The organism is Vibrio hyugaensis (assembly GCF_002906655.1).
GTDB classification, from domain to species: domain Bacteria; phylum Pseudomonadota; class Gammaproteobacteria; order Enterobacterales; family Vibrionaceae; genus Vibrio; species Vibrio hyugaensis.
Map to the genome: position 1 here is coordinate 2,058,629 of NZ_CP025795.1, position 22,497 is coordinate 2,081,125.

At 46.2% G+C, this 22,497-nt stretch carries 19 protein-coding genes, 5 tRNA genes and 3 rRNA genes; 3 read left to right on the forward strand and 24 right to left on the reverse strand.

Features of this window, described 5'->3' with window-relative positions; genetic code table 11:
* Nucleotides 1-21 precede the first annotated feature (21 nt).
* The 15 genes from C1S74_RS26255 to C1S74_RS26325 form a co-directional block, all read right to left on the reverse strand.
* On the reverse strand, nt 22-576 hold the full coding sequence (locus C1S74_RS26255) for a DUF6162 family protein (protein WP_045398886.1): 555 nt from the start codon (nt 574-576) through the stop codon (nt 22-24).
* Nucleotides 573-893, reverse strand: coding sequence for a hypothetical protein (locus C1S74_RS26260; protein ID WP_045398887.1), 321 nt, complete (start codon nt 891-893; stop codon nt 573-575). Before C1S74_RS26260 ends, C1S74_RS26255 begins: the two co-directional genes overlap by 4 nt.
* Before the next feature lie 44 nt (nt 894-937).
* Nucleotides 938-1,768 carry a DUF4198 domain-containing protein gene (locus C1S74_RS26265; RefSeq protein WP_045398888.1) on the reverse strand — a complete coding sequence of 277 codons (831 nt, stop codon included), beginning with the start codon at nt 1,766-1,768 and terminating at the stop codon, nt 938-940.
* A 16-nt stretch (nt 1,769-1,784) separates the two neighbouring features.
* On the reverse strand, nt 1,785-2,324 hold the full coding sequence (locus C1S74_RS26270) for a DUF2271 domain-containing protein (RefSeq protein ID WP_045398889.1): 540 nt from the start codon (nt 2,322-2,324) through the stop codon (nt 1,785-1,787).
* Nucleotides 2,325-2,347: 23 nt separating this feature from the next.
* On the reverse strand, nt 2,348-2,977 hold the full coding sequence (locus C1S74_RS26275; RefSeq protein WP_045398890.1) for a PepSY-associated TM helix domain-containing protein: 630 nt from the start codon (nt 2,975-2,977) through the stop codon (nt 2,348-2,350).
* 136 nt (nt 2,978-3,113) lie between these two features.
* Nucleotides 3,114-3,971 carry a CPBP family intramembrane glutamic endopeptidase gene (locus C1S74_RS26280; protein ID WP_045398891.1) on the reverse strand — a complete coding sequence of 286 codons (858 nt, stop codon included), beginning with the start codon at nt 3,969-3,971 and terminating at the stop codon, nt 3,114-3,116.
* A 174-nt stretch (nt 3,972-4,145) separates the two neighbouring features.
* The gene (locus C1S74_RS26285) at nt 4,146-5,318 is read right to left on the reverse strand and encodes a tetratricopeptide repeat protein (protein ID WP_045398892.1); all 1,173 of its coding nucleotides are present in this window, start codon (nt 5,316-5,318) and stop codon (nt 4,146-4,148) included.
* Nucleotides 5,315-5,935, reverse strand: a complete 621-nt coding sequence (locus C1S74_RS26290; protein ID WP_045398893.1) for an energy transducer TonB — start codon at nt 5,933-5,935, stop codon at nt 5,315-5,317. Before C1S74_RS26290 ends, C1S74_RS26285 begins: the two co-directional genes overlap by 4 nt.
* Nucleotides 5,935-6,339 carry an ExbD/TolR family protein gene (locus C1S74_RS26295; RefSeq protein ID WP_005438299.1) on the reverse strand — a complete coding sequence of 135 codons (405 nt, stop codon included), beginning with the start codon at nt 6,337-6,339 and terminating at the stop codon, nt 5,935-5,937. Before C1S74_RS26295 ends, C1S74_RS26290 begins: the two co-directional genes overlap by 1 nt.
* On the reverse strand, nt 6,336-6,890 hold the full coding sequence (locus C1S74_RS26300) for a MotA/TolQ/ExbB proton channel family protein (protein WP_009705136.1): 555 nt from the start codon (nt 6,888-6,890) through the stop codon (nt 6,336-6,338). The genes C1S74_RS26295 and C1S74_RS26300 overlap by 4 nt, the downstream gene beginning before the upstream one ends.
* Nucleotides 6,890-8,257 carry a MotA/TolQ/ExbB proton channel family protein gene (locus C1S74_RS26305; RefSeq protein WP_045398894.1) on the reverse strand — a complete coding sequence of 456 codons (1,368 nt, stop codon included), beginning with the start codon at nt 8,255-8,257 and terminating at the stop codon, nt 6,890-6,892. Before C1S74_RS26305 ends, C1S74_RS26300 begins: the two co-directional genes overlap by 1 nt.
* Nucleotides 8,258-9,025 carry a DUF3450 domain-containing protein gene (locus C1S74_RS26310; RefSeq protein ID WP_045398895.1) on the reverse strand — a complete coding sequence of 256 codons (768 nt, stop codon included), beginning with the start codon at nt 9,023-9,025 and terminating at the stop codon, nt 8,258-8,260.
* A gap of 75 nt (nt 9,026-9,100) precedes the next feature.
* Nucleotides 9,101-11,191: a TonB-dependent siderophore receptor gene (locus tag C1S74_RS26315; protein WP_045398897.1), complete on the reverse strand. Its 2,091-nt coding sequence runs from the start codon at nt 11,189-11,191 to the stop codon at nt 9,101-9,103.
* 209 nt (nt 11,192-11,400) lie between these two features.
* Nucleotides 11,401-12,774 (reverse strand): sensor histidine kinase, encoded by a 1,374-nt coding sequence (locus C1S74_RS26320; protein WP_045398899.1) that lies wholly within the window; start codon nt 12,772-12,774, stop codon nt 11,401-11,403.
* Entirely contained in the window at nt 12,774-13,439 is a 666-nt protein-coding gene (locus tag C1S74_RS26325) for a response regulator transcription factor (protein ID WP_045398954.1), read from the reverse strand. Before C1S74_RS26325 ends, C1S74_RS26320 begins: the two co-directional genes overlap by 1 nt.
* Before the next feature lie 290 nt (nt 13,440-13,729).
* On the opposite strand from C1S74_RS26325, the gene C1S74_RS26330 reads away from it, so the two are divergent.
* A complete protein-coding gene (locus tag C1S74_RS26330; protein WP_045398902.1) occupies nt 13,730-14,437 on the forward strand; it encodes a glycerophosphodiester phosphodiesterase family protein in 708 nt (235 codons plus the stop codon).
* A gap of 29 nt (nt 14,438-14,466) precedes the next feature.
* Here the strand turns inward: C1S74_RS26330 and C1S74_RS26335 are convergent, their stop codons facing one another.
* A complete protein-coding gene (locus C1S74_RS26335; RefSeq protein WP_045398904.1) occupies nt 14,467-14,949 on the reverse strand; it encodes a L,D-transpeptidase family protein in 483 nt (160 codons plus the stop codon).
* A gap of 176 nt (nt 14,950-15,125) precedes the next feature.
* On the opposite strand from C1S74_RS26335, the gene C1S74_RS26340 reads away from it, so the two are divergent.
* Complete coding sequence (locus tag C1S74_RS26340) at nt 15,126-16,121, forward strand: 2-hydroxyacid dehydrogenase (RefSeq protein WP_045398906.1); 996 nt, start codon at nt 15,126-15,128, stop codon at nt 16,119-16,121.
* Between the two features lie 84 nt (nt 16,122-16,205).
* The gene (locus C1S74_RS26345) at nt 16,206-16,562 is read left to right on the forward strand and encodes a YibL family ribosome-associated protein (protein ID WP_005438317.1); all 357 of its coding nucleotides are present in this window, start codon (nt 16,206-16,208) and stop codon (nt 16,560-16,562) included.
* Nucleotides 16,563-16,908: 346 nt separating this feature from the next.
* Here C1S74_RS26345 and C1S74_RS26350 read toward each other — a convergent pair.
* From C1S74_RS26350 to C1S74_RS26385, 8 genes are all read right to left on the reverse strand, one after another.
* Nucleotides 16,909-16,999 (reverse strand) — tRNA-Ser (locus C1S74_RS26350).
* Nucleotides 17,000-17,089: 90 nt separating this feature from the next.
* Nucleotides 17,090-17,206, reverse strand: a 5S ribosomal RNA gene (rrf, locus tag C1S74_RS26355).
* A gap of 93 nt (nt 17,207-17,299) precedes the next feature.
* Nucleotides 17,300-20,190: ribosomal RNA gene (locus C1S74_RS26360) — 23S ribosomal RNA — on the reverse strand.
* A gap of 307 nt (nt 20,191-20,497) precedes the next feature.
* Nucleotides 20,498-20,573 (reverse strand) — tRNA-Val (locus C1S74_RS26365).
* Between the two features lie 35 nt (nt 20,574-20,608).
* Nucleotides 20,609-20,684 (reverse strand) — tRNA-Ala (locus tag C1S74_RS26370).
* 24 nt (nt 20,685-20,708) lie between these two features.
* Nucleotides 20,709-20,784, reverse strand: a tRNA-Lys gene (locus C1S74_RS26375).
* 2 nt (nt 20,785-20,786) lie between these two features.
* Nucleotides 20,787-20,862 (reverse strand) — tRNA-Glu (locus C1S74_RS26380).
* Between the two features lie 89 nt (nt 20,863-20,951).
* A 16S ribosomal RNA gene (locus C1S74_RS26385) occupies nt 20,952-22,497 on the reverse strand.
* The 16S, 23S and 5S rRNA genes sit together here with 5 tRNA genes alongside, the layout of an rRNA operon.

Here is a 22,497-nt window from a genome sequence, read left to right on the forward strand (position 1 = left end):
TTGTTATCGTTAAAATTGAGCTTAATGGGCGTGAGCATTTGAAGACGTAGCAGGGACAAGAACAATTTGTTGCCAACCTTGCTTCTGGCGTTCGCTTATTTCCGCAAGAGATAAATCAGACGCCTTTGCTGTGGATTGAATAAACCAAATGTCGGCGTGTTCATTACGACTATCGAGAAGCATGGAAGCCGCGCCTTTTTCATCTTGCCTTACACCGAGGTAAATCCCTGCATCTAACCGTTGCCATTGATGAGAGCCTTTTCGCTGCCAGCTTTGATCTTGTACAAATGGTGCAACCCAAAATTCTTCCAATTCGCTGACGGCAGGCCACTTGCCAGTATCTAGATGAAGATCTCGAATTTCTTCATGTGCCAACTTTAACTCGGCAATCATCGCAAGTTCTTCTTGTTCAAGGTCAGTGATGAGAACTTGATGAACCAGCACTTCAGTATGTTCTGTCTCGGCTTGATGGTGAGGCAGCAAAATCGTGGAGACCGCAAGAATACCTGCGATGGTCAAAGCAACCCATTTGCCTTCTCGACTGCCGTTATCCGGTCGAATCTTCTGTGTGATCATTTCTCTTTTAACTCAACCACATCCACTTCTACCGGATTTTCATGTCCAGCATCAAAGACAAGATAAAAGTCGGTTTGAGGGTGAGAAAACTCGGCAATAGAACGTTTGTCGGTAGTCACCTTGGCAATCAGATTATCGTCGTAGTCGTACATTTCGACATCGTAATCCACAGCGGTTGAACCATCTGAGTAACCAGCTTCGCAAATCACTTTTTCTTGCTCTAAGTGACAACTCATCAAAGGGAAATGGGCCATTGCTTGAAAGGAAGCCAAACCAGCAACAAAAACCGAAGTTTTAAGAATAGAAATGTTTTTCATGATGTATCCAAATTGGCTCAGCGTAAGGCTGAGCCAAATTTTGATTAGTTAAGTTGAGTTTCAAACGTTAGATGCACGTTCATGCTTGCTTTGTCTGCAAGTGGATCGTTTTTCAGCTCACCCTTGTAGTTTGCTTTCATTAGGTAGCGCCCTGCTACATCTGGGGTGAAAGTGATTTTTCCCTCTTTGTCACTGACCACATCGATTTGCTCTTGGTGGTTGCGATACAGAGTACCTTCGCGAGTGATTTCCGCCGTAACACCTTTCTGAGGCTCACCATTAAAGAAGAATTGGAATGTCACCTCTTCACCTTCAATAATGTCTGAAGGGTGTGTAAGAGGCTTCATTTCTAGCAGTTTGCCTTCAATCTCCAATGCCTTCTCTGTTGGCATACCAACTGTCACATAGCTTTCTGCACGTGTGTAACTAAGTTGGGTAACGACATCGCGTGCTTTTTCAGGAATCACACTTGCGCGGTCTGCTTTACTTGCTTTCGACCACTTAACTGTATCGCGACGGCCCGCTTTGTACTGGGTGTAGTAGCTAGGTTGGTTGTTGATAGCCACTTTGTGTGTGCCTTCTTCTTCGAAGTAGAAGTCAAACATCGAACGGCGCTTACCGCGTACCACAAAGTTCGGACGCTCAGAACGACCATCTGGCATGACCACGAATGCTTGCTCACTACCTGCAGGCTTATCGAATACAAACGTACCGTGAGACGCTGTCACGTCGAACGTTAACCAATCACCGCCTTCTTTTGATACGGTAAAGTGAGAAGGGAGAACCCAACGAGGGTGCGCTTGTGCTGTTGTCGCGGCCGCTAACCCCATTGCCATTACACTTGCTAATGCCACCGCTTTCATTTTGGTTTTCATTGTTATTCCTTCTCTATCACTTAACTTGGTAATTGACGGTAATTACGCCCGTCTCTTCCGTTGGTTTTATTTGGTAGCGCACTTCACTGTCCGCTAACTGCATTTTTTGACGTAGGTAATTACGGCCACCGTGTTCACGCACTACTTCTACATGTAGGGTGTAATTGCCCTGTTCGAGTCGTTGACCATCATCATTGGTGCCATCCCAAACGAATCGGTATTGGCCTGCAGGTCGAGTGGCTGACGTTACAGCATCGACCAGTTCGCGATCGTAACGACCCACTTTGCGCCACCAACTACGAAGATCTTTCAACCACTCATCTTTACCTACCCAAAGCTGAATGGTTTTGACTGGTTTACGCTTTTCATCTTCGATCCATACTGCGACATAAGGTCTTGCATACATCGAGGTATCAATCTTTGGTAACTCAAACTCAAAGTCGACTTTGGCATTATCTGGAAAAGGAGCGGCCATAAGCGGCAAAGGAGATAAAGCCGCGAGCAATGCGGCTTTACTAAACGGGTAACGGCGAAAAATTCGGCCTGTGTTTAACATCGGTTTTTTCTCTGAATAGGCTGTTATGGCACAGCGAAAAAATAAATAACGAGCGATAACGCAGTGCCAAAACTCATCCACTGCATTGACGTTCTAAAAGTCTTTTTCTTTGGAAGCAGCAAACACACACCGGTTAGCACAAAAAACACCATAAGAAGCGCTGTTATATCGATAAACCATTTCCATGTATCACCACTGTTACGTCCTTTATGCAGGTCATTAAGTAGTGCGATCAAACCGTAGTTAGTGGTTTCAACTTCAGCTTCACCGGTCGTCATATCGACGAAAACAGTGGCGTTGTAGCCAGGGCCTTTGAAATCTAAAGAGAGCTCACCAATCATCAATTCACCATCCTCTACTTCGGTATACACATCGAGTGCTGATGGTGTGCCTCGTAGGTCTGTTTCTTGTGTTAAGAAACTCAACAGAGCAGAGCGATTAGGTTGGAAGCTTCCCTCACTCGCAAATAGTTGCTCGGAAGGAACTGTGAGTGTGTGTTGCTGAATGATGGGTTCACTGCGCTCAAACAGTTCTGGTCGGTTCAACGTAATACCAGTTAACGCAAAAAACAGCGTCACTAATAAAAGAGCCATAGAAATATAAATGTGCAGACGACGTGCCCAAGTTTGGACGCCTTTGCTTTTGAGCAACATAGAAAACAATCATCACCAGTAAATGAGGATGTAATTTAGGTGATAATCATTCGTATTGGCATTTAATTTACATTGTTTACGTTTGGTCAAAAAGCATTACTCCCGTCGATACTGACGGGAGCAAATAGGAGGGGCGTTATCGAGCTAAAATTGGATAAGTAAAGAAAACCAAGTGGCAGAAATTAAACACGAAGTGAGCGAGCACAGCGCACCATAAACGGCCAGTAAAATGGAAGACCAAACCGTACCCAGCCCCTGCAAGCACGGCAAATACCATTAATAGTGGACCACCAGCAAAATGAGCCAAACCAAATAAAAGACTCGCTACTACCAAGCCTACTCGCCAGTCAAAGCGACGGGATAGCGACTGCTGAATAAATCCACGAAATAGCGCTTCTTCTGCCACACAAGTCAGCACTAAGTTGTTCAAAGCAAATAACCACCACCAAGATGGCAAACTCAATTCAGGCTTTAAAGCACCAAGCACTGACGCAATAGGCAGCAACAAGAGCAAAGGAGTCATCACCAGCAATGCCGGTTTGACTCTTACCTTTGACTCACCACCTAGCAAAATAGGATAAGCCAGTAAGAGCGCAAAGAAGGCAAGTGGCTTGTCTAAGTTAAGGTACATAGAGAATGGGGTACTCAACGGCCCCGCAGATACCTTGTCGAGCACTTGCAGATTATTGAATCCCGGGATCAGATGGACAAACAACAAGACACACCAAACAATCACGACTCCCCACCCCAAATAGAAAATGGATTTCGTTTTTGGCTGCGCTTTAAGCATTGGAGCGAGACTTGGAATTCGGTACGACACGCCAAGCACAAACAAAGAACTGACCAAGGCGATAGGTTCAATACGGCCGAGAATAAAGCCGCCAAACAAGGTGATGCCAAGCAATACTAGCGTGACTCCAGTATGGCGGAGAAAAGCCGCAGCTATCGCCAAAATTAGTGGGCACCATAGCCAGATGTCGGAATCGAGAATCATTGTATTATCCTTATAAACAAAAGCTGACGTTCCAGTCTTATCGCTGGATACCGGTAATATAACGTTATGATATTTAAAAAGAGATCGAACCAGACTCAATATTTACAAACAAAAAGACCCGAGATATAACCCGGGCCTTTCGATCATTGATACATGGTCTACTATCACATGTACTTAGCTATTCTGGCTTGCTTTCGCTTTACGCAACTGGGATAGGTATTTCACCCAACTCTCAGCTTGAGTTGAAGGCTCAATTTCATTCGCACGTTTTGCGTTGGCAAGCGCATCTTCAATGCGTTTTAGCTTGTAGTATGCACGCGTTTTTACCAAAGCCACATCCGCTTTACGACCAGAGACTTTATCCAAGGCGATCAAAGCATCTTTGTAATGTCCCTCTTGAACAAGCAGTTGCGACAAATTCCAGTAATACTGGCGGTTTAGCTTCGCTGCAACTTGCCAGCTTGCGATCGACTTTTCCCACTCTTTCGCCATTTGCCAGTAAGTTGCCTGCTGAGCTTTGAGTTTACTATCTGAATTCACACCATTTAGTTCGCCCAATATTAAAGCCGCTCGTTCCGGAATACCGCGCTTTCCATAAAGTTGAGCAAGAAGTTTGAGGTCATCTTGGTTCAACTCTACGCCTTTCAGCTTCGCAAGAGCCAAAGCGTCAAGAGCACGCTTATCATCATCCACACGTAGATACAGAGCAACAAGCTGACGCCACCATTCCACACGCTCAGGTTCAATCGCAATCAAACGTTTGATCGTGCCAATCGCAGGCTGCCATTTTTTCAGTTCAAGTTCTGCAGATAGCTTGATGGATAATGGTGCCATCTCGTCTGGCTGGCCATATTTCTCATAACGAGCCATTGCAGAGAGAACTTTATTCCACTGACTTAACTGGTAATGAGACTGTGCAATACGCAGCCAAATTTCATACGCCTTTTGGCTCTCAGGAACCGATTTACTCAAGTCGTAGTAATGTGGCAAGGCTTTAGAAAACTGCTGTTCATTAAGCAACATATCAGCCAGCATTTTGCGCGTTTGCCATGCTTGTTCATCTTCCAGCAGTCCACTGTTAACAGCGATTTCAAGCTGTTTAATCGCAGACTTAACTTGGTCATTCTGCCAATAAAAGATACCCAACATACGGGCAACGAACGCCTGGTCATAACCACGGGACAAATCCAAAGCTTCTAATGTTGAAATGGCCTCTTTTAGCTTGTCTTCTTGAGCCATATTATGGGCACGTTGAACACGAGTCGCCGTGTATTGACTGAGTTCATTCGCGACGGTGGTAAAAGCACTTAGGCTTAACACAGCACCGATTAAGAATTTCTTCATCATTTGGCTAACTTGAACTCCACTCTAGCGGTTTGCCCGAACTGTTCAATTGAAACACCATCTTCAACTTTTGGTTGATATTTCCACTTTTTAAGCGCTCGAACCGCTTCTTTCTCAAACATACGCTTTGGCTTGGCATCAATCACTTCAATGTCTTTTGGGCGACCCGCGGCATCTATCGTGAATCGCATGATGACGTAACCTTCCATTTTACGTTTCAGTGCTTTGCTTGGATAACGAGGATCAACGCGGTACAGAGGCAATGCTTGCTGGTTGCCCATCGTGCCTTTTAAGTTAGGTGCACTGATCGCAATGCCATCTAGCACAGTGTTCAAACCCAATGCGCTGATTGGCGTGACTTGGCTCATCGGCTCTACTTGGGTTTCCGCTTGAGACAAATCCATCGGTTCTGGTGCTTTTGGTGGTTCTGGCTGTTCAGGAACAGAACGTTGACGACGTTGAACATCAGCATCATTCTCGACCATCACCATGTCAAAGCGCACCGCCTCTGACGGTTGAGGTGCGCGTTGATTGCCTTTGTCGACCATCCACGCCATAAAGCTAAACAAGCTCACCGCAATCAAAATTGACGCTGGTAGCGCGAGTAGTAGCCTGCCCATTAAGGTTTCTCCGCTGCCAATGCGATGTTCTTCACACCAGCACCTTTCGCCGCATCCATCACCTTCACAACCGTTCCGTTGTATGCATGTTCATCCGCTTGAATGACAAGTGATGCCTCTGGTTGCTCAAGTAACAAGTGCTCAATGGTCGCTTCTACACGTTCGATATCCACCAAACGTTTATCGATGTACACATCGTTCGCCGCTGTTACCGCAATAAAAATGCCTGCGTCTTTTTGGCTAACCACGTTCGAGGCTTGTGGTCGGTTAACTTCTACACCTGACTCACGTACAAATGAACTGGTCACAATGAAGAAGATCAGCATGATGAACACGATATCCAACATCGATGTTAAATCGATCTGGGCTTCATCTTGTTGATTATTTCTACGTCCGAGTCTCACTTCTGACTCCTTAAAGATTGTTCTAACTGGAGGGCTTTACGCTCACACACTTTGCTCAAACGTGCATGGACAAACATGCCTGCAAGTGCCGCAACCATACCTGCCATGGTTGGCAGTGTTGCAAGTGAAATGCCTGAAGCCATCAATTTTGGATTGCTACTGCCTTGTGTGGCCATCACATCAAAGACCGTGATCATGCCAGTCACCGTACCTAGCAAACCTAACATCGGGCAAATCGCCACGAGTACTTTGATGGTTGATAGGTTTTGGCGCAGTTCAATGTGTGCTTTTGCAATCCATCCTTCGCGGATTTGATGCGCGTACCAAGAGTGGTGGTCAGGTCTTGCTAGCCACTGCTCACAAAGCTGTTTCTTCACCTTCGGAAACTCCGTTGTCAGGTAAAGTACACGCTCCATAACCAGTAGCCAACACACCGCAACAACGGCTGCTAGCCACCATAGGATTTGGCCACCTTGCTGCATAAAGCTCATCAAGGTTGAGGCCCAATCCTCACTGATCAAACCCAATGTGTTGAGTAGGATCTGCTCCATTACGCTGCGTTCTCCGCTGTCGTGTTAGGGTTGTTTTTGCCTTTTGGCATATCGCGCTCAGCTTGTTCCGCAACAAGACCAATGCCTTGCTTTTCAAGAATATTGCGAATGTTCTCTGCTTGAGAGCTCAATACGTTGTGAGCAAGAAGCAATGGCATTGCCGCAACAAGGCCAAGAACAGTTGTAACTAGCGCCATAGAGATACCACCTGCCATGACTTTTGGATCGCCATTACCAAACTGAGTGATCACTTGGAACGTTTCGATCATGCCTGTTACCGTACCTAATAGACCAAGCATCGGTGCTAGAGCAGCAAGCAGTTTCAGCATCGACAAACCCTTCTCAAGGTGAGTCTGCTCGTCAACTACTGCTTCTAACAGACGAAGCTCTAACGCTTCAACGCTACGATGTTTGTCTTTTTGGTATACCGCAAGAATACGACCAAGCGGGTTGTCTTCTGGCTGAGCTGGGGTCTTTAACTGTTTGGCGATTTTTTGACGAGCAATCATCAATGACACACCACGAACCAACGCGATGATCAAACCAACCGCTAACAAGCCAAGAATGATCTGACCAACGACACCACCGGCATTCAGGCGATCCGCCATTGTCGGTGAATTTGCCAATTGCTCAAGCAAGATCCCACGTGATGGGTCAATCACTAAAGAATCGATTTCACCCGAGTTCAGCGAGCTTGCTGTTGGTCCATTTTCTGGTTGGCGGAGGTAGCTCACCGCATCACCGCGTTGACCGTTCCACTTCACGTAACCAGCGTCATCCAATAGCGCCATTGAGCCAAGGCGAACACCGCTAACCGTTTGTTCACGACCTTCACCATCAAGCAGAGTGAATGACACTTTCGCCAGCTCACCACTTGCTTTAACTTGTTCTTCCATACTGCGCCACATCGCTTCAAGCTGAGGCAAAGTTGGTAGTGATTTAGCGGCAACGATATCATCGATATTTTGCTGGTATGAGTTTGCGTCTACACCAGTAACGGAATGCTTAAGTTCTGCTTCCAGCTCTTTTGCGTTTTGACGAACAACACCAAATAGCTCACCTAAACTGCCCGTTTCTAGACGAAGCTTTTCTTCTAGTTGAGCAAGCTCAGATTCATTTTCACCGAACGTTACGCTCAGCGTATCAGCTTCCGCTTGTAGCGCTGCACGTTCTGCTACAAGCTTATTCTTCATTGCCTGTAGCTCTTGTTGAGTCTTGTTAAAACCAGATTCACGAGCCACGTTATGGGATTGCTGTTGGCGATTTTCTTGTTGTGCTTTTTGCAGCAGAGTGTCACTTGCAAACGTCGTATGCGGTAAAAGCGCAGCAGTAGAAATTAATGCAACCGATAGCCATTTCTTCATCATTTATTTGCCCTCCGCTACGTTTAGAGACACTGGCAGAGTTAGCATGCTTGGTGCGATCTGTTTATTTGCCATGGCAAACGCTTTATCGAGTTCAGATTTTTGTTCTGAGCCAACGGACTGCCATGCGTTCTGTTGTTGTGACCAGCTCCAGAACTGTTCACCAGATAGGCTACGCGCAACCAGAGACACGCGACCTAAGTAAAGAATATCAGCTTCAACTTGATCGTTGCCTTCCAATGCAATCTTGCCTTGGTAGATACCAATCTTAGTGCCGTAATCCATTTCGATTTGGTACGCTTCTAGAATACGACGAAACTTTTCAGCATCCGCGACATCTGCTCGAGTCATCATGGCATCAAGCTTAGCAATACGCTCCTCACGCTGCGCTTTGCGGATCGGCTTATCATTCGCAACGATAGTCTTTAGACCATCCAGCATGTGATACATAAGCGGGACCACACCTTGACGAGTTTGAGCGATTTGCTCAATTTGCTCATTCAAACTTGCCACTTCCTCGTTTTGGCTATCAACAAGGTTTGAAAGGTGGTCGCGATAAATCGTCAAGTTGCTGACTTCTTCATTCAACTGTTCAATTTCAGCTTCTAGTGACAGAGACTTCTCGGCACTTGCATCGATACGCTTCTGGCTTACCGCAGACGCTTGGTTAGTTTTACTCTGCACAGCTTGAGCATCGTTAAGATTTTCCGCTTGAACGGGAATCAAAACCGATGTGATCAACAGAGCGATACTTGATTTCATTAGATTCATACGAGTTATATTTTCTGTTTTCCAAAAACGACTAAAGGGGAAGACAACCCTTCCCCTTTAAAAATCAGTTTGTTATCAGTACTTGAACTGAATTGTCGCCATGTAGTTTCGGCCCTCGCCTATCACTACACCGCTAGCTCCTTCTTGTTTACTGTTAGTGCTACCCCCACCTGCTAGGTAGTCAGTATCAAACAAGTTTTCTACATTGAATCGAGCCACAATATCTAAGTTCTCATCATACTTGTGAGTGTACGCAACGCCCATATCAATACGTGCATACCCATCTTTCTTAAATGTGTTCGCTGCGTCACCGTAGCGCTCACCTTCATAAATCAGACCTAGGTTCACATCTGTGTTGTTCTGAACTTTGTAGCTCGACCAAACACTTGCTGAAAACTCAGGAACGTCCGCTGGACGGTTGCCTTTGTAGTCCGCACTTTCTGTGATTTCTGCGTCTAAGTACATTGCAGAAGCAGTTAGCGAAAGTTCTTCAGTAACAAAACCTTGAGCTAGAATTTCTGCACCGCGGTGTACTTGCTCACCATCTTGAGTCTTCTTGTACATAACGTCACCGCCAGCGTTAACGCCATTTTCAACATCAAGCGCGATGTTTTCTAGCGTGATATCGAACACAGCACCAGAGACCAATAGACGCTCGTCAAACAGCTCCCATTTAGTACCCATCTCGTAAGAGATCCCGCGTTCTGCATCAAGCTCTTCACCATCGTTGGTGTAATCTGTGCCATTTACCGTACCTTGAGGCATAAAGCTTTCAGAGTACTGAACGTAAATAGAACCATTGCTTGCAGGGTGGAAAATCACACCTAGTTTTGGTGACACCTGACTTTCTGTCAGCTCATCGCTGCGTTTTTCATCGTAACGAACACCCGCAAGTACTTGCCAGTAATCGTTAATCGTCATCATGTTTTGTGCGTAGATACCCCAAGTATCATATTCGCTTGTTGGCCATCTCTTTGAGCTTGTTGGCTCTGGCTTCACAACCGTCTCACCAGCTGGTACGTACTCGCCATCATGGAAAGCCATAAAGCGGTCGTAGCTGTAATCCAAGTAGTTTGCACCGACTAAGAAAGTGTTATCTGTACCAAACAGAGAAAAGTCAGTCGTTACATCTACATAAGCAGTATCAAACACCCAGTGATCAGAACGCTCGTTACCCTTGTGCTTGATCGTACCGTTTTCTTCGTACATATCGAATTTAGGGTAAGACTCTACATCGAAACGTTTAAAGTCTTGACGGTTGTAACCCGCTTTAACATTCACGTTGTCTGTCACTTGAGCATTGATGTCGATACCATAGTTTTCAACATCGTTGTCAATCTCTGACCACTGTGCATCCCAGATGTACTTGTCACCACGAACGGCTTTGCCATCAACGATGTAAGCACCAGAATCAACGCCGCCGTCATCTTTCGTACGGTCATAGTGTGCTGAAACCATGACGTTTTCTGTGATGTCATATTCCACGACCAAACCACCTACTACGCGGTCAGTTTGTGGCTCTGTACCATCACCGTATTTACGCCATGAGCCGTAGCTTTCTTTTGCAAGAATCGCACGCGCACGTAATGTTTCAGCATCATTCAGCGCACCACTGACATCAAGTACAGTTCGTGAATGATCATTTGAGCCGATATCTTGGCTTAAGCTTGCTTGCGTTTCTGTTGTTGGCTTCTTAGAAACCATGTTCACAAGGCCACCCGGCTCAGATTTACCATAAAGTAGACCTGACGGACCTTTCAGAACTTCAACACGCTCTAAAAGCTCAATTGGCTGACGGTAGTGTGACCAATGCTGACGACCATCACGTAGGAAGCCATCTGAACTGCTCAGTTCAAAACCACGTAGCGAGAAGCGCTCACGGTTACGGCTGGTGCCTCCTGCGCTAACACTCGCATCGTTTTGTAGTACTTCACCTAGCGTACTTGCACGTTGCTCATCGATAACCGCTTCATCAATGACAGCAACTTGTCCTGGAGTTTCCAGTTGCGTCATTTCCATACGCATGGCTGTTGTATTGGTATCCGCTTTGTAACCGAACTCACGGCCTTCTACTACTAGGTGTTCATCTGCTGCTTGAACTTCTGCCACTGCTGGTGCCGCTAGCACCGCACCGATCACTAATGCCAACTGGCTCTTAGTAAACATATCCTTTCACTCCGACTATTCTCGGGTCGCACATAAAAGCTATGCGATTCCCTTCTAATTATTTCGGCAGTGAATATAAGTGATAACCATTACCATTTGCATTAAATTTACATTCTTTGCATTCGTAAAGTTTTGTAAAGCACAAAGCGGTCAAGCAATCACCATTCGTGATCAAAATCACACTTAAGCATTGCATTTAACATGGTTTTTTACTGTCTAAAGAACAACGTGACGGCAAGCCCACCTTCGAGACGATTCGATGCCATCGCTTTTCCGCCCATCATACGCATGGACTCTTTTACAATCGCTAATCCAAGACCATAACCACCTAGCTTTTTGTCTCGAGAGGCATCCAAGCGCGTGAATGGGTCAAAGATGTCAGACAGCTTGCCTTGTGGAATACCTGGCCCATTATCAGCAATGGTGACAGCTAAATAGTGATTATTGTCTGTTGATTTATTCGAGAGAGAAATCTCTATATGAGCTGACTCCCCTGCATATTTGATTGCATTTCCAACCAAATTATTCAAACAACGAACAACCAAAGTCTCATCACATTGTACTTTTGTTCTCATTGCATCAGACGCAAAATACAACCCTTGCCCCGCTTTCAAGTCAATCTTACAACGCTCAATTTGAGGAACGAGCAATACCTCTAAATCGCTACGCTTTAGCTCGGTGTCATAGCGAGCGTTCTCTAATCGGCTAAATTCTAGGATTTCACCAATTAAATGGTTTAGCTCATTCGCCTCTTCTTCCATTCGCGTCACAAGGCTTTGTTCGCTTTCACCGACACGCTTACGCAACAGGTGTAAGACTAAGTTTTGACGAGCAAGTGGTGTACGTAATTCATGGGAAACGTCGCGAATCAATCGTCGTTGCTTTTCAGCCAGAGAATGGATCTCCCTTGTCATATGGTCAAAGTCTTGAGCTAATTCATTAAACTCTCGCGTATTGGATTGGAGTTCATCGACTACGCTAACATTGAAATCACCGTTTGATAGCCTTTTACTCGCCTCTCGTAACCGGTCTAAAGGTTGTTGTAGATTCCTTGCCATTAAGAGCGAAAATAACGCAAGAATCACGGCTGCGATAACCACTTTTATGATCGAGAAATACAAAATAAAAGCATGAGCAGGGTGCAAGCGATGCGGCAACTGAATCACTAAACTATTATTACCGACTAAGGGGATACTAAAAATTGGTCGGCTGACCTTACCTTCTAGTTGCTCATCAAGGCTTCTTTTGAATTTCAATTTAAATTCGAAGTGAGGGTGCATCAAACGATGCGTCAGTGGCTGTAGATTTTCATCTAGTACAAACAAATAAAAGTGTTGTGCATTCGCCCAATCCGCTAATTCGTCCATATCGCCGTCTTCGATCAGCACGTTAGCTTGATGAGCTAGGTCCAACATTTCAGTTTTCACACTCGCTGGAACCTTAAGCATGGCTTTCACTAACGCTTGCTCGGCAACCGCTTGGACCGCCAAAATACTAATAACAATCGCCGTCATGTAGCTAAATAATTGAAAAGCAAGACTGTCTTTGCGCTTAGCAATATAAGATGGACAAACTAACTTCATTAGCCAGTCACCGCCTCTAGATAGCTGTAGCCTTTACCTCGAAACGTTTTGATGTGCTGTTTGGATAAGCCAGCTTCTACCAATTTACGTCGAATATTACTGATGTGCATATCCAGATTTCGATCAAACGGGCTCAGTTCCTTTTTAAGGACTTTTGTTTGTAATTCCGCTTTAGAGATCACGACACCTTGGTTTTTTACGAGGTAACTCAACAGCTCTGCTTCCGTTCCAGTTAAAGGAAGGCTGTTGAGATGGTCACTCATGCTCTGTACAGTACAACACATAGCCTGTCTTTGACGCTCTAAGCCAACACGACGAAGAATCGCCTTAATACGCATAAGCAGTTCGGGGACGTTGAATGGCTTACCGATGTATTGGTCAGCGCCAGCTTGGTAGCCATCAAGCATCGAGTTCTCATCGTTTAATGCTGTCAACATCAGTATAGGGGTAGCGAATCGTTGGCAAATACGGCGAGCCACCTGCATACCACTGAGGTTAGGTAACATTACATCGAGTAAGACGAGGTCAACAGGCGTTTTTTCCATGTACTGTAACGCGCTTTCACCACAGTGGACTGACGAGACCGTATACCCTTCTTCTTGCAACACGGCTTCCAATAGTTCACACAACGGAACATCGTCATCTACGACCAAAATTCGTGACATCATCCACTACCAGTTAAATAAAAATGGTTCGCATTCTATTACTCATTTGCAGATTAAACAACTATAGTTTTTAGGGTTTTTGAGCATAAAAAATACCAAAAAAGCCCTTATCAAAAAGGGCTACACAAACCAATTAGTTATGTTCTCATCGCCGCTGTTTATAGATGAAATATCTTTCTTTAAATATGCATCGATAATCATCGGATACCACAAGAAACAAAACTCGCACTTTATTTTCCATAAAAAAGAGTACAATTCTGGGCACTTCATTCTTGAGACACAGACTTAATATGACAACGCTTTTGATTGGCCACCGAGGTGTGGCAGGTAAGTTCCCCGAAAATACGAAAGTCAGCGTTCAAGCTGCGATCGATTTAGGGTTAAATTGGGTTGAAGTCGACGTACAACCGACCAAGGATAACGTTTTGGTGGTTTGCCACGATCATACAGTAAACCGCTGTAGCAACGGTAAAGGTCGAGTTGACCAAATGACATTATCTGAGCTCAAAGCGTTAGATTTTGGTCGTTGGTTCAGCGATGAATTCGCCAATGAATCCATCATGACATTATCTGAACTCCTAGAGCTTGCAGCAGAAAATGACCTAAACCTTAATATCGAGGTTAAAGTAGATCATCACTCTGCCAATGACGTTGCTAAAATGGCGGCTAAAACTCTTCTAGACGGTCCTTTACCTAAAGAACGCATCCTTTTATCAAGCTTCAGTCATGACGTAATTAGAGCACTGCACAAGCATTGTGAGGGTTATAGACTAGGTGTGCTAAGTGAATTCTTTACTCGAAAAGACCGATTATTGCTCGAAGAAGTAGATGCCTACAGCTGTAACCTCAATATTAACTGGGTTCGCTCACGCCAAATCAATAAGCTACAACAAGCAGGCTATAAGGTGATGTGCTACACAGTGAACAATCCCAACAAACTAAAACATCTGCCAATGTTGGATGGCATCTTTAGTGACCATCCAAGTCGTTTTATGTAGTAGCTGAGATGTCGATATTAGGAACTTCATTACCATTCAATAGTAATTGGGGTTCCCATTTTGACTAGCTTGACAAATTCGTCCATTTCTTCGTTAGTAATGGCAATGCAACCGTTAGTCCAATCGAAGCTTTGAATAAATTGAGGTGATTGAGTCTCACCATTTTTAAGACCGTGAATTTTAATTGCCCCTCCAGGTGCGACACCGCGACGATGCGCTTCCAAACGGTCAATCGCGTCAGGATAACTGATATGCACAGAACGGTAGAAAGCAGAATCGTTGATCACGTAATCTAACGTGTAATCACCTTCTGGAGTTCTATTGTCACCCTCTTCTTGCTTGTGCCCTTTTGGATTAGCACCCAATGCGATGCGATACTCTTTAACGACCTCGCCATTCTCCATCAGGTACATCCTACGCTTCGACTTATCAACTTTTACCAAATCGACCGCTGCGTGAGCACCGGACATAAACGTACAACACAAGATCAAAGACAACCATTTTACTGACATCGCCAGAACGCCTAACTCATCCACTTAAGGGGAACACAAAAAAGAGCAACCATGCTAGTCAGATGGTCACACTAAAGCAAACTTAATGTGTGCAAATTTAACTACTCATTACACTAAAATTGGCTTACTTTATAAGGAGATTACTTTACAAATTCAGCACAAATAGAGAGGGTATTATGCTCAACATTGCTTTTTTCAGTGCAAAATCCTATGACGAAGCCTCTTTCAACAAAATCAAAAACAACCGAGACTTCGAATTTCACTATCATGATTTTAGATTAACGTCTAAAACTGCAAAAATGGCACAGGGCTGCGAGGTTGTTTGCGCCTTTGTAAACGATGACTTGTCTGCTCCGGTTCTAAAACAACTTTCCATTGGCGGCACGAAACTGATTGCGATGCGTTGTGCAGGTTTCGACAAGGTCGATTTGGAAGCGGCGAAAGAACTTGGTTTACAAGTTGTTCGCGTTCCTGCCTATTCACCAGAAGCCGTGGCGGAGCACACTGTCGGAATGATGATGTGTCTGAATCGACGCTTGCATAAAGCTTACCAGCGTACCCGTGACGCAAACTTCAACCTAGAAGGTCTAGTCGGCTTTAACTTTTATGGCAAGACTGTTGGTGTCGTAGGAACTGGTAAGATAGGTATCGCCACCATGCGCATCTTTAAAGGGCTGGGGATGGAAGTTCTTTGTTACGACCCATATGAAAACCCTCTTGCGTTGGAGATGGGCGCGCGTTACTGCTCTCTTGAAGAGATCTATGCTAACGCAGATGTCATCTCGCTACACTGTCCGATGAGTGAAGAGAACTACCACCTGTTGAATGAGAAAGCATTCTCGCAAATGAAAGACGGTGTAATGATCATCAACACTAGCCGCGGCGAACTACTTGATTCAGTTGCGGCGATTGAGGCGCTAAAACAAGGCAAAATCGGAGCTTTAGGCTTAGATGTGTACGATAATGAAAAAGACCTGTTCTTCCAAGACAAATCCAATGATGTGATTGTCGATGACGTGTTCCGCCGCTTGTCTGCATGTCACAACGTACTATTCACTGGACACCAAGCGTTCTTGACTCATGAAGCCCTCAACAACATCGCGTCTGTGACCCTAAGTAACGTAGAAGCCTTCTTTACGGGCACTCCTTCAGGTAATGAGCTGATCAACTAAATCGGTAGATCGAGCAGTATAGTAGAGCGTAGAATTTCAGCTATGCTATACTCCTCGACCATTAAAAATTTGAGCCCAATTACCATGAGCATAAAAACTGATATTCAAAAGCTGCACAACCGTTTAGATAATTGCCAACGCAAATTGGATGCGGCGCGCTCTCGTGGTGATCACGAAATGATTACTAAGTTCACGAATGAAGTTGATGACTTAACGAAGAAGCTGAATCAACTTAAGCACAAGCAAACATACGAGCTAAACAAAGAACGTAAGAGCCTGCTTGATATGCCATTCTCTCGTGAAATCACTAAAGCAGAACAAGCAGATATCGGCAAGCTTAAGAAGCGTGTACGCGGCCTAGTTATCGTTCACCCATTAACAAAAGTGGGTAAAGAATTGCGCCTAGACGTAATGACAGGTTTTGCTCCAAAAGAGTTCTAATAACTCTATTAAGTAACGGATATTGAAAAGCCCAAGCAGCTAGCTTGGGCTTTTTTGTATTTTAAATTCAGTGAGTTGAGTTTTGGTTGAATTCTATTTAAATGGTGAGTGACAGTGCAACCTGCTCAGTTTTCAACTTACTAGAAGATAAAACCTTAGATAACTTTCAAATGCTACAAATGACGAAAGCACACTGATTTCTCAACAGCCCCTCTATGTATTGTCTGAGTTCTAGCACGCCTAGTCTGGGGTAGCGACTGACTTAGGACTTGATGCAAATCCCGTCTAATTCACAAACGTCAGAAATGAAAAAAGCCTCGCTATTTCTAGCGAGGCTTCTTAATAGTGGCGGAGAGATAGGGATTTGAACCCTAGATACGCTATTAACGTATGCCGGTTTTCAAGACCGGTGCTTTCAACCACTCAGCCATCTCTCCACAAATTGTTACTAAAATTTAGTCTTACTTAAATAATGCTAAATCTCAGTTTTGCCTTTAGATTTTTTAAAATCTAAAAACAGTAAGCAAGCCTGGCGATGTCCTACTCTCACATGGGGAAGCCCCACACTACCATCGGCGCTAATTCGTTTCACTTCTGAGTTCGGAATGGAAGTCAGGTGGGTCCAAATCGCTATGGCCGCCAAGCAAATTCTTTAATCTGGAAAACTGATTTTAAGTTCTATTTATACACATTCAATCGTTCTTGCATTGAGTCCATCAAAACCCCTTGGGTGTTGTATGGTTAAGCCTCACGGGCAATTAGTACAGGTTAGCTCAACGCCTCACAACGCTTACACACCCTGCCTATCAACGTTCTAGTCTCGAACAACCCTTTAGGATACTTAAAGTATCAGGGAAGACTCATCTCAGGGCTCGCTTCCCGCTTAGATGCTTTCAGCGGTTATCGATTCCGAACTTAGCTACCGGGCAATGCGTCTGGCGACACAACCCGAACACCAGAGGTTCGTCCACTCCGGTCCTCTCGTACTAGGAGCAGCCCCCTTCAATCTTCCAACGCCCACGGCAGATAGGGACCGAACTGTCTCACGACGTTCTAAACCCAGCTCGCGTACCACTTTAAATGGCGAACAGCCATACCCTTGGGACCGACTTCAGCCCCAGGATGTGATGAGCCGACATCGAGGTGCCAAACACCGCCGTCGATATGAACTCTTGGGCGGTATCAGCCTGTTATCCCCGGAGTACCTTTTATCCGTTGAGCGATGGCCCTTCCATACAGAACCACCGGATCACTATGACCTGCTTTCGCACCTGCTCGAATTGTCATTCTCGCAGTCAAGCGGGCTTATGCCATTGCACTAACCTCACGATGTCCAACCGTGATTAGCCCACCTTCGTGCTCCTCCGTTACTCTTTGGGAGGAGACCGCCCCAGTCAAACTACCCACCAGGCACTGTCCGCAACCCCGATTAGGGGTCGACGTTAGAACATCAACACTACAAGGGTGGTATTTCAAGGACGGCTCCACACAATCTAGCGACTGTGCTTCAAAGCCTCCCACCTATCCTACACATGTAGGGTCAATGTTCAGTGCCAAGCTGTAGTAAAGGTTCACGGGGTCTTTCCGTCTAGCCGCGGGTACACTGCATCTTCACAGCGATTTCAATTTCACTGAGTCTCGGGTGGAGACAGCGTGGCCATCATTACGCCATTCGTGCAGGTCGGAACTTACCCGACAAGGAATTTCGCTACCTTAGGACCGTTATAGTTACGGCCGCCGTTTACCGGGGCTTCGATCAAGAGCTTCGACCGAAGTCTAACCCCATCAATTAACCTTCCGGCACCGGGCAGGCGTCACACCGTATACGTCATCTTACGATTTTGCACAGTGCTGTGTTTTTAATAAACAGTTGCAGCCACCTGGTATCTGCGACTCTCGTCAGCTCCATCCGCAAGGGACTTCACCATCAAGAGCGTACCTTCTCCCGAAGTTACGGTACCATTTTGCCTAGTTCCTTCACCCGAGTTCTCTCAAGCGCCTTGGTATTCTCTACCCGACCACCTGTGTCGGTTTGGGGTACGATTCCTTACAATCTGAAGCTTAGAGGCTTTTCCTGGAAGCATGGCATCAATGACTTCACTACCGTAGTAGCTCGACGTCGTGTCTCAGCCTTAAGAAGAGCCGGATTTACCTAACTCTTCAGCCTACGCACTTGAACCTGGACAACCGTCGCCAGGCCCACCTAGCCTTCTCCGTCCCCCCATCGCAATTGTAAGAAGTACGGGAATATTAACCCGTTTCCCATCGACTACGCCTTTCGGCCTCGCCTTAGGGGTCGACTTACCCTGCCCCGATTAACGTTGGACAGGAACCCTTGGTCTTCCGGCGAGGAGGTTTTTCACCCCCTTTATCGTTACTCATGTCAGCATTCGCACTTCTGATACCTCCAGCATGCTTTACAACACACCTTCAACGGCTTACAGAACGCTCCCCTACCCAATGAAGTAAACTTCATTGCCGCAGCTTCGGTTTATTACTTAGCCCCGTTACATCTTCCGCGCAGGCCGACTCGACCAGTGAGCTATTACGCTTTCTTTAAATGATGGCTGCTTCTAAGCCAACATCCTGGCTGTCTGAGCCTTCCCACATCGTTTCCCACTTAGTAATAATTTGGGACCTTAGCTGGCGGTCTGGGTTGTTTCCCTCTCCACGACGGACGTTAGCACCCGCCGTGTGTCTCCCGGATAGTACTTACTGGTATTCGGAGTTTGCAAAGGGTTGGTAAGTCGGGATGACCCCCTAGCCTTAACAGTGCTCTACCCCCAGTAGTATTCGTCCGAGGCGCTACCTAAATAGCTTTCGGGGAGAACCAGCTATCTCCAGGTTTGATTGGCCTTTCACCCCTAGCCACAAGTCATCCGCTAATTTTTCAACATTAGTCGGTTCGGTCCTCCAATTGATGTTACTCAATCTTCAACCTGCCCATGGCTAGATCACCTGGTTTCGGGTCTATATCCAGCGACTAAGTCGCGCAGTTAACACTCGCTTTCGCTACGGCTCCCCTAGATGGTTAACCTTGCCACTGAATATAAGTCGCTGACCCATTATACAAAAGGTACGCAGTCACACCACGAAGGTGCTCCTACTGCTTGTACGTACACGGTTTCAGGTTCTATTTCACTCCCCTCACAGGGGTTCTTTTCGCCTTTCCCTCACGGTACTGGTTCACTATCGGTCAGTCAGTAGTATTTAGCCTTGGAGGATGGTCCCCCCATATTCAGACAGGATATCACGTGTCCCGCCCTACTCGATTTCACTGAATGTGCGTTGTCAACTACGGGGCTATCACCCTTTATTGCCGGACTTTCCAGACCGTTCGTCTAACGCATATAAAGCTTAAGGGCTAGTCCAATTTCGCTCGCCGCTACTTTCGGAATCTCGGTTGATTTCTTTTCCTCGGGGTACTTAGATGTTTCAGTTCCCCCGGTTCGCCTCGCTGCGCTATGTATTCACGCAGCGATACTAGCTTATGCTAGTGGGTTTCCCCATTCGGAAATCCCAGACTCAAGTGGTTTTTACTACCTAATCTGGGCTTATCGCAAGTTAATACGTCCTTCATCGCCTCTGACTGCCAAGGCATCCACCGTGTACGCTTAGTCACTTAACCATACAACCCGAAGGAGTTTCGAGTTGATGTTCAAATCACCAAAGTTGTCTCTCATTATTTGAATGAGCGAGAGACATATCGATTTTGCCGGACTCAATTTCGAATAATCACAGTAAAAGTGATATTCCCAAGAACACTTGAATGTGTTTTTTGGTGTTTGTCATAAAGACAAACATTGAGAACTTTACAAGTAATCTTAAAGATTACTTTGTCAGCTTTCCAAATTGTTAAAGAGCTAATCACTTCTTATGAAGTAACCATTTTTAAACACACTCGTCTTTCTATTTAAAGAAAATATGCTTAAAGATGGTGGGCGATACCGGGCTCGAACCAGTGACCCCCTGCTTGTAAGGCAGGTGCTCTCCCAACTGAGCTAATCGCCCACATAAGTTTTTCGTCTTGTGGTAGACGTCAAGAATGGTGGAGCTATGCGGGATCGAACCGCAGACCTCCTGCGTGCAAGGCAGGCGCTCTCCCGGCTGAGCTATAGCCCCATCTTGAGAGTCATTCTTAAAGAATGGTGGGTCGTGCAGGATTCGAACCTGCGACCAATTGATTAAAAGTCAACTGCTCTACCAACTGAGCTAACGACCCAATGGTATCCCGTAGGGGAGTCGAACCCCTGTTACCGCCGTGAAAGGGCGGTGTCCTAGGCCTCTAGACGAACGGGACACTGGATTGAAGATATTGGGATATCTTCGTCTCTTTTACTTATAAACCGTATCAATCTGTGTGGACACTCATCGTGAGTAATCATCGTATAAGGAGGTGATCCAGCGCCAGGTTCCCCTAGCGCTACCTTGTTACGACTTCACCCCAGTCATGAACCACAAAGTGGTAAGCGTCCTCCCGAAGGTTAAACTACCTACTTCTTTTGCAGCCCACTCCCATGGTGTGACGGGCGGTGTGTACAAGGCCCGGGAACGTATTCACCGTGGCATTCTGATCCACGATTACTAGCGATTCCGACTTCATGGAGTCGAGTTGCAGACTCCAATCCGGACTACGACGCACTTTTTGGGATTCGCTCACTATCGCTAGCTTGCTGCCCTCTGTATGCGCCATTGTAGCACGTGTGTAGCCCTACTCGTAAGGGCCATGATGACTTGACGTCGTCCCCACCTTCCTCCGGTTTATCACCGGCAGTCTCCCTGGAGTTCCCGACATTACTCGCTGGCAAACAAGGATAAGGGTTGCGCTCGTTGCGGGACTTAACCCAACATTTCACAACACGAGCTGACGACAGCCATGCAGCACCTGTCTCAGAGTTCCCGAAGGCACCAATCCATCTCTGGAAAGTTCTCTGGATGTCAAGAGTAGGTAAGGTTCTTCGCGTTGCATCGAATTAAACCACATGCTCCACCGCTTGTGCGGGCCCCCGTCAATTCATTTGAGTTTTAATCTTGCGACCGTACTCCCCAGGCGGTCTACTTAACGCGTTAGCTCCGAAAGCCACGGCTCAAGGCCACAACCTCCAAGTAGACATCGTTTACGGCGTGGACTACCAGGGTATCTAATCCTGTTTGCTCCCCACGCTTTCGCATCTGAGTGTCAGTATCTGTCCAGGGGGCCGCCTTCGCCACCGGTATTCCTTCAGATCTCTACGCATTTCACCGCTACACCTGAAATTCTACCCCCCTCTACAGTACTCTAGTCTGCCAGTTTCAAATGCTATTCCGAGGTTGAGCCCCGGGCTTTCACATCTGACTTAACAAACCACCTGCATGCGCTTTACGCCCAGTAATTCCGATTAACGCTCGCACCCTCCGTATTACCGCGGCTGCTGGCACGGAGTTAGCCGGTGCTTCTTCTGTCGCTAACGTCAAATCCATACGCTATTAACGTATGAACCTTCCTCACGACTGAAAGTGCTTTACAACCCGAAGGCCTTCTTCACACACGCGGCATGGCTGCATCAGGCTTGCGCCCATTGTGCAATATTCCCCACTGCTGCCTCCCGTAGGAGTCTGGACCGTGTCTCAGTTCCAGTGTGGCTGATCATCCTCTCAGACCAGCTAGGGATCGTCGCCTTGGTGAGCCATTACCTCACCAACTAGCTAATCCCACCTAGGCATATCCTGACGCGAGAGGCCCGAAGGTCCCCCTCTTTGGCCCGTAGGCATTATGCGGTATTAGCCATCGTTTCCAATGGTTATCCCCCACATCAGGGCAATTTCCTAGGCATTACTCACCCGTCCGCCGCTCGACGCCGTTATCGTTCCCCGAAGGTTCAGATAACTCGTTTCCGCTCGACTTGCATGTGTTAGGCCTGCCGCCAGCGTTCAATCTGAGCCATGATCAAACTCT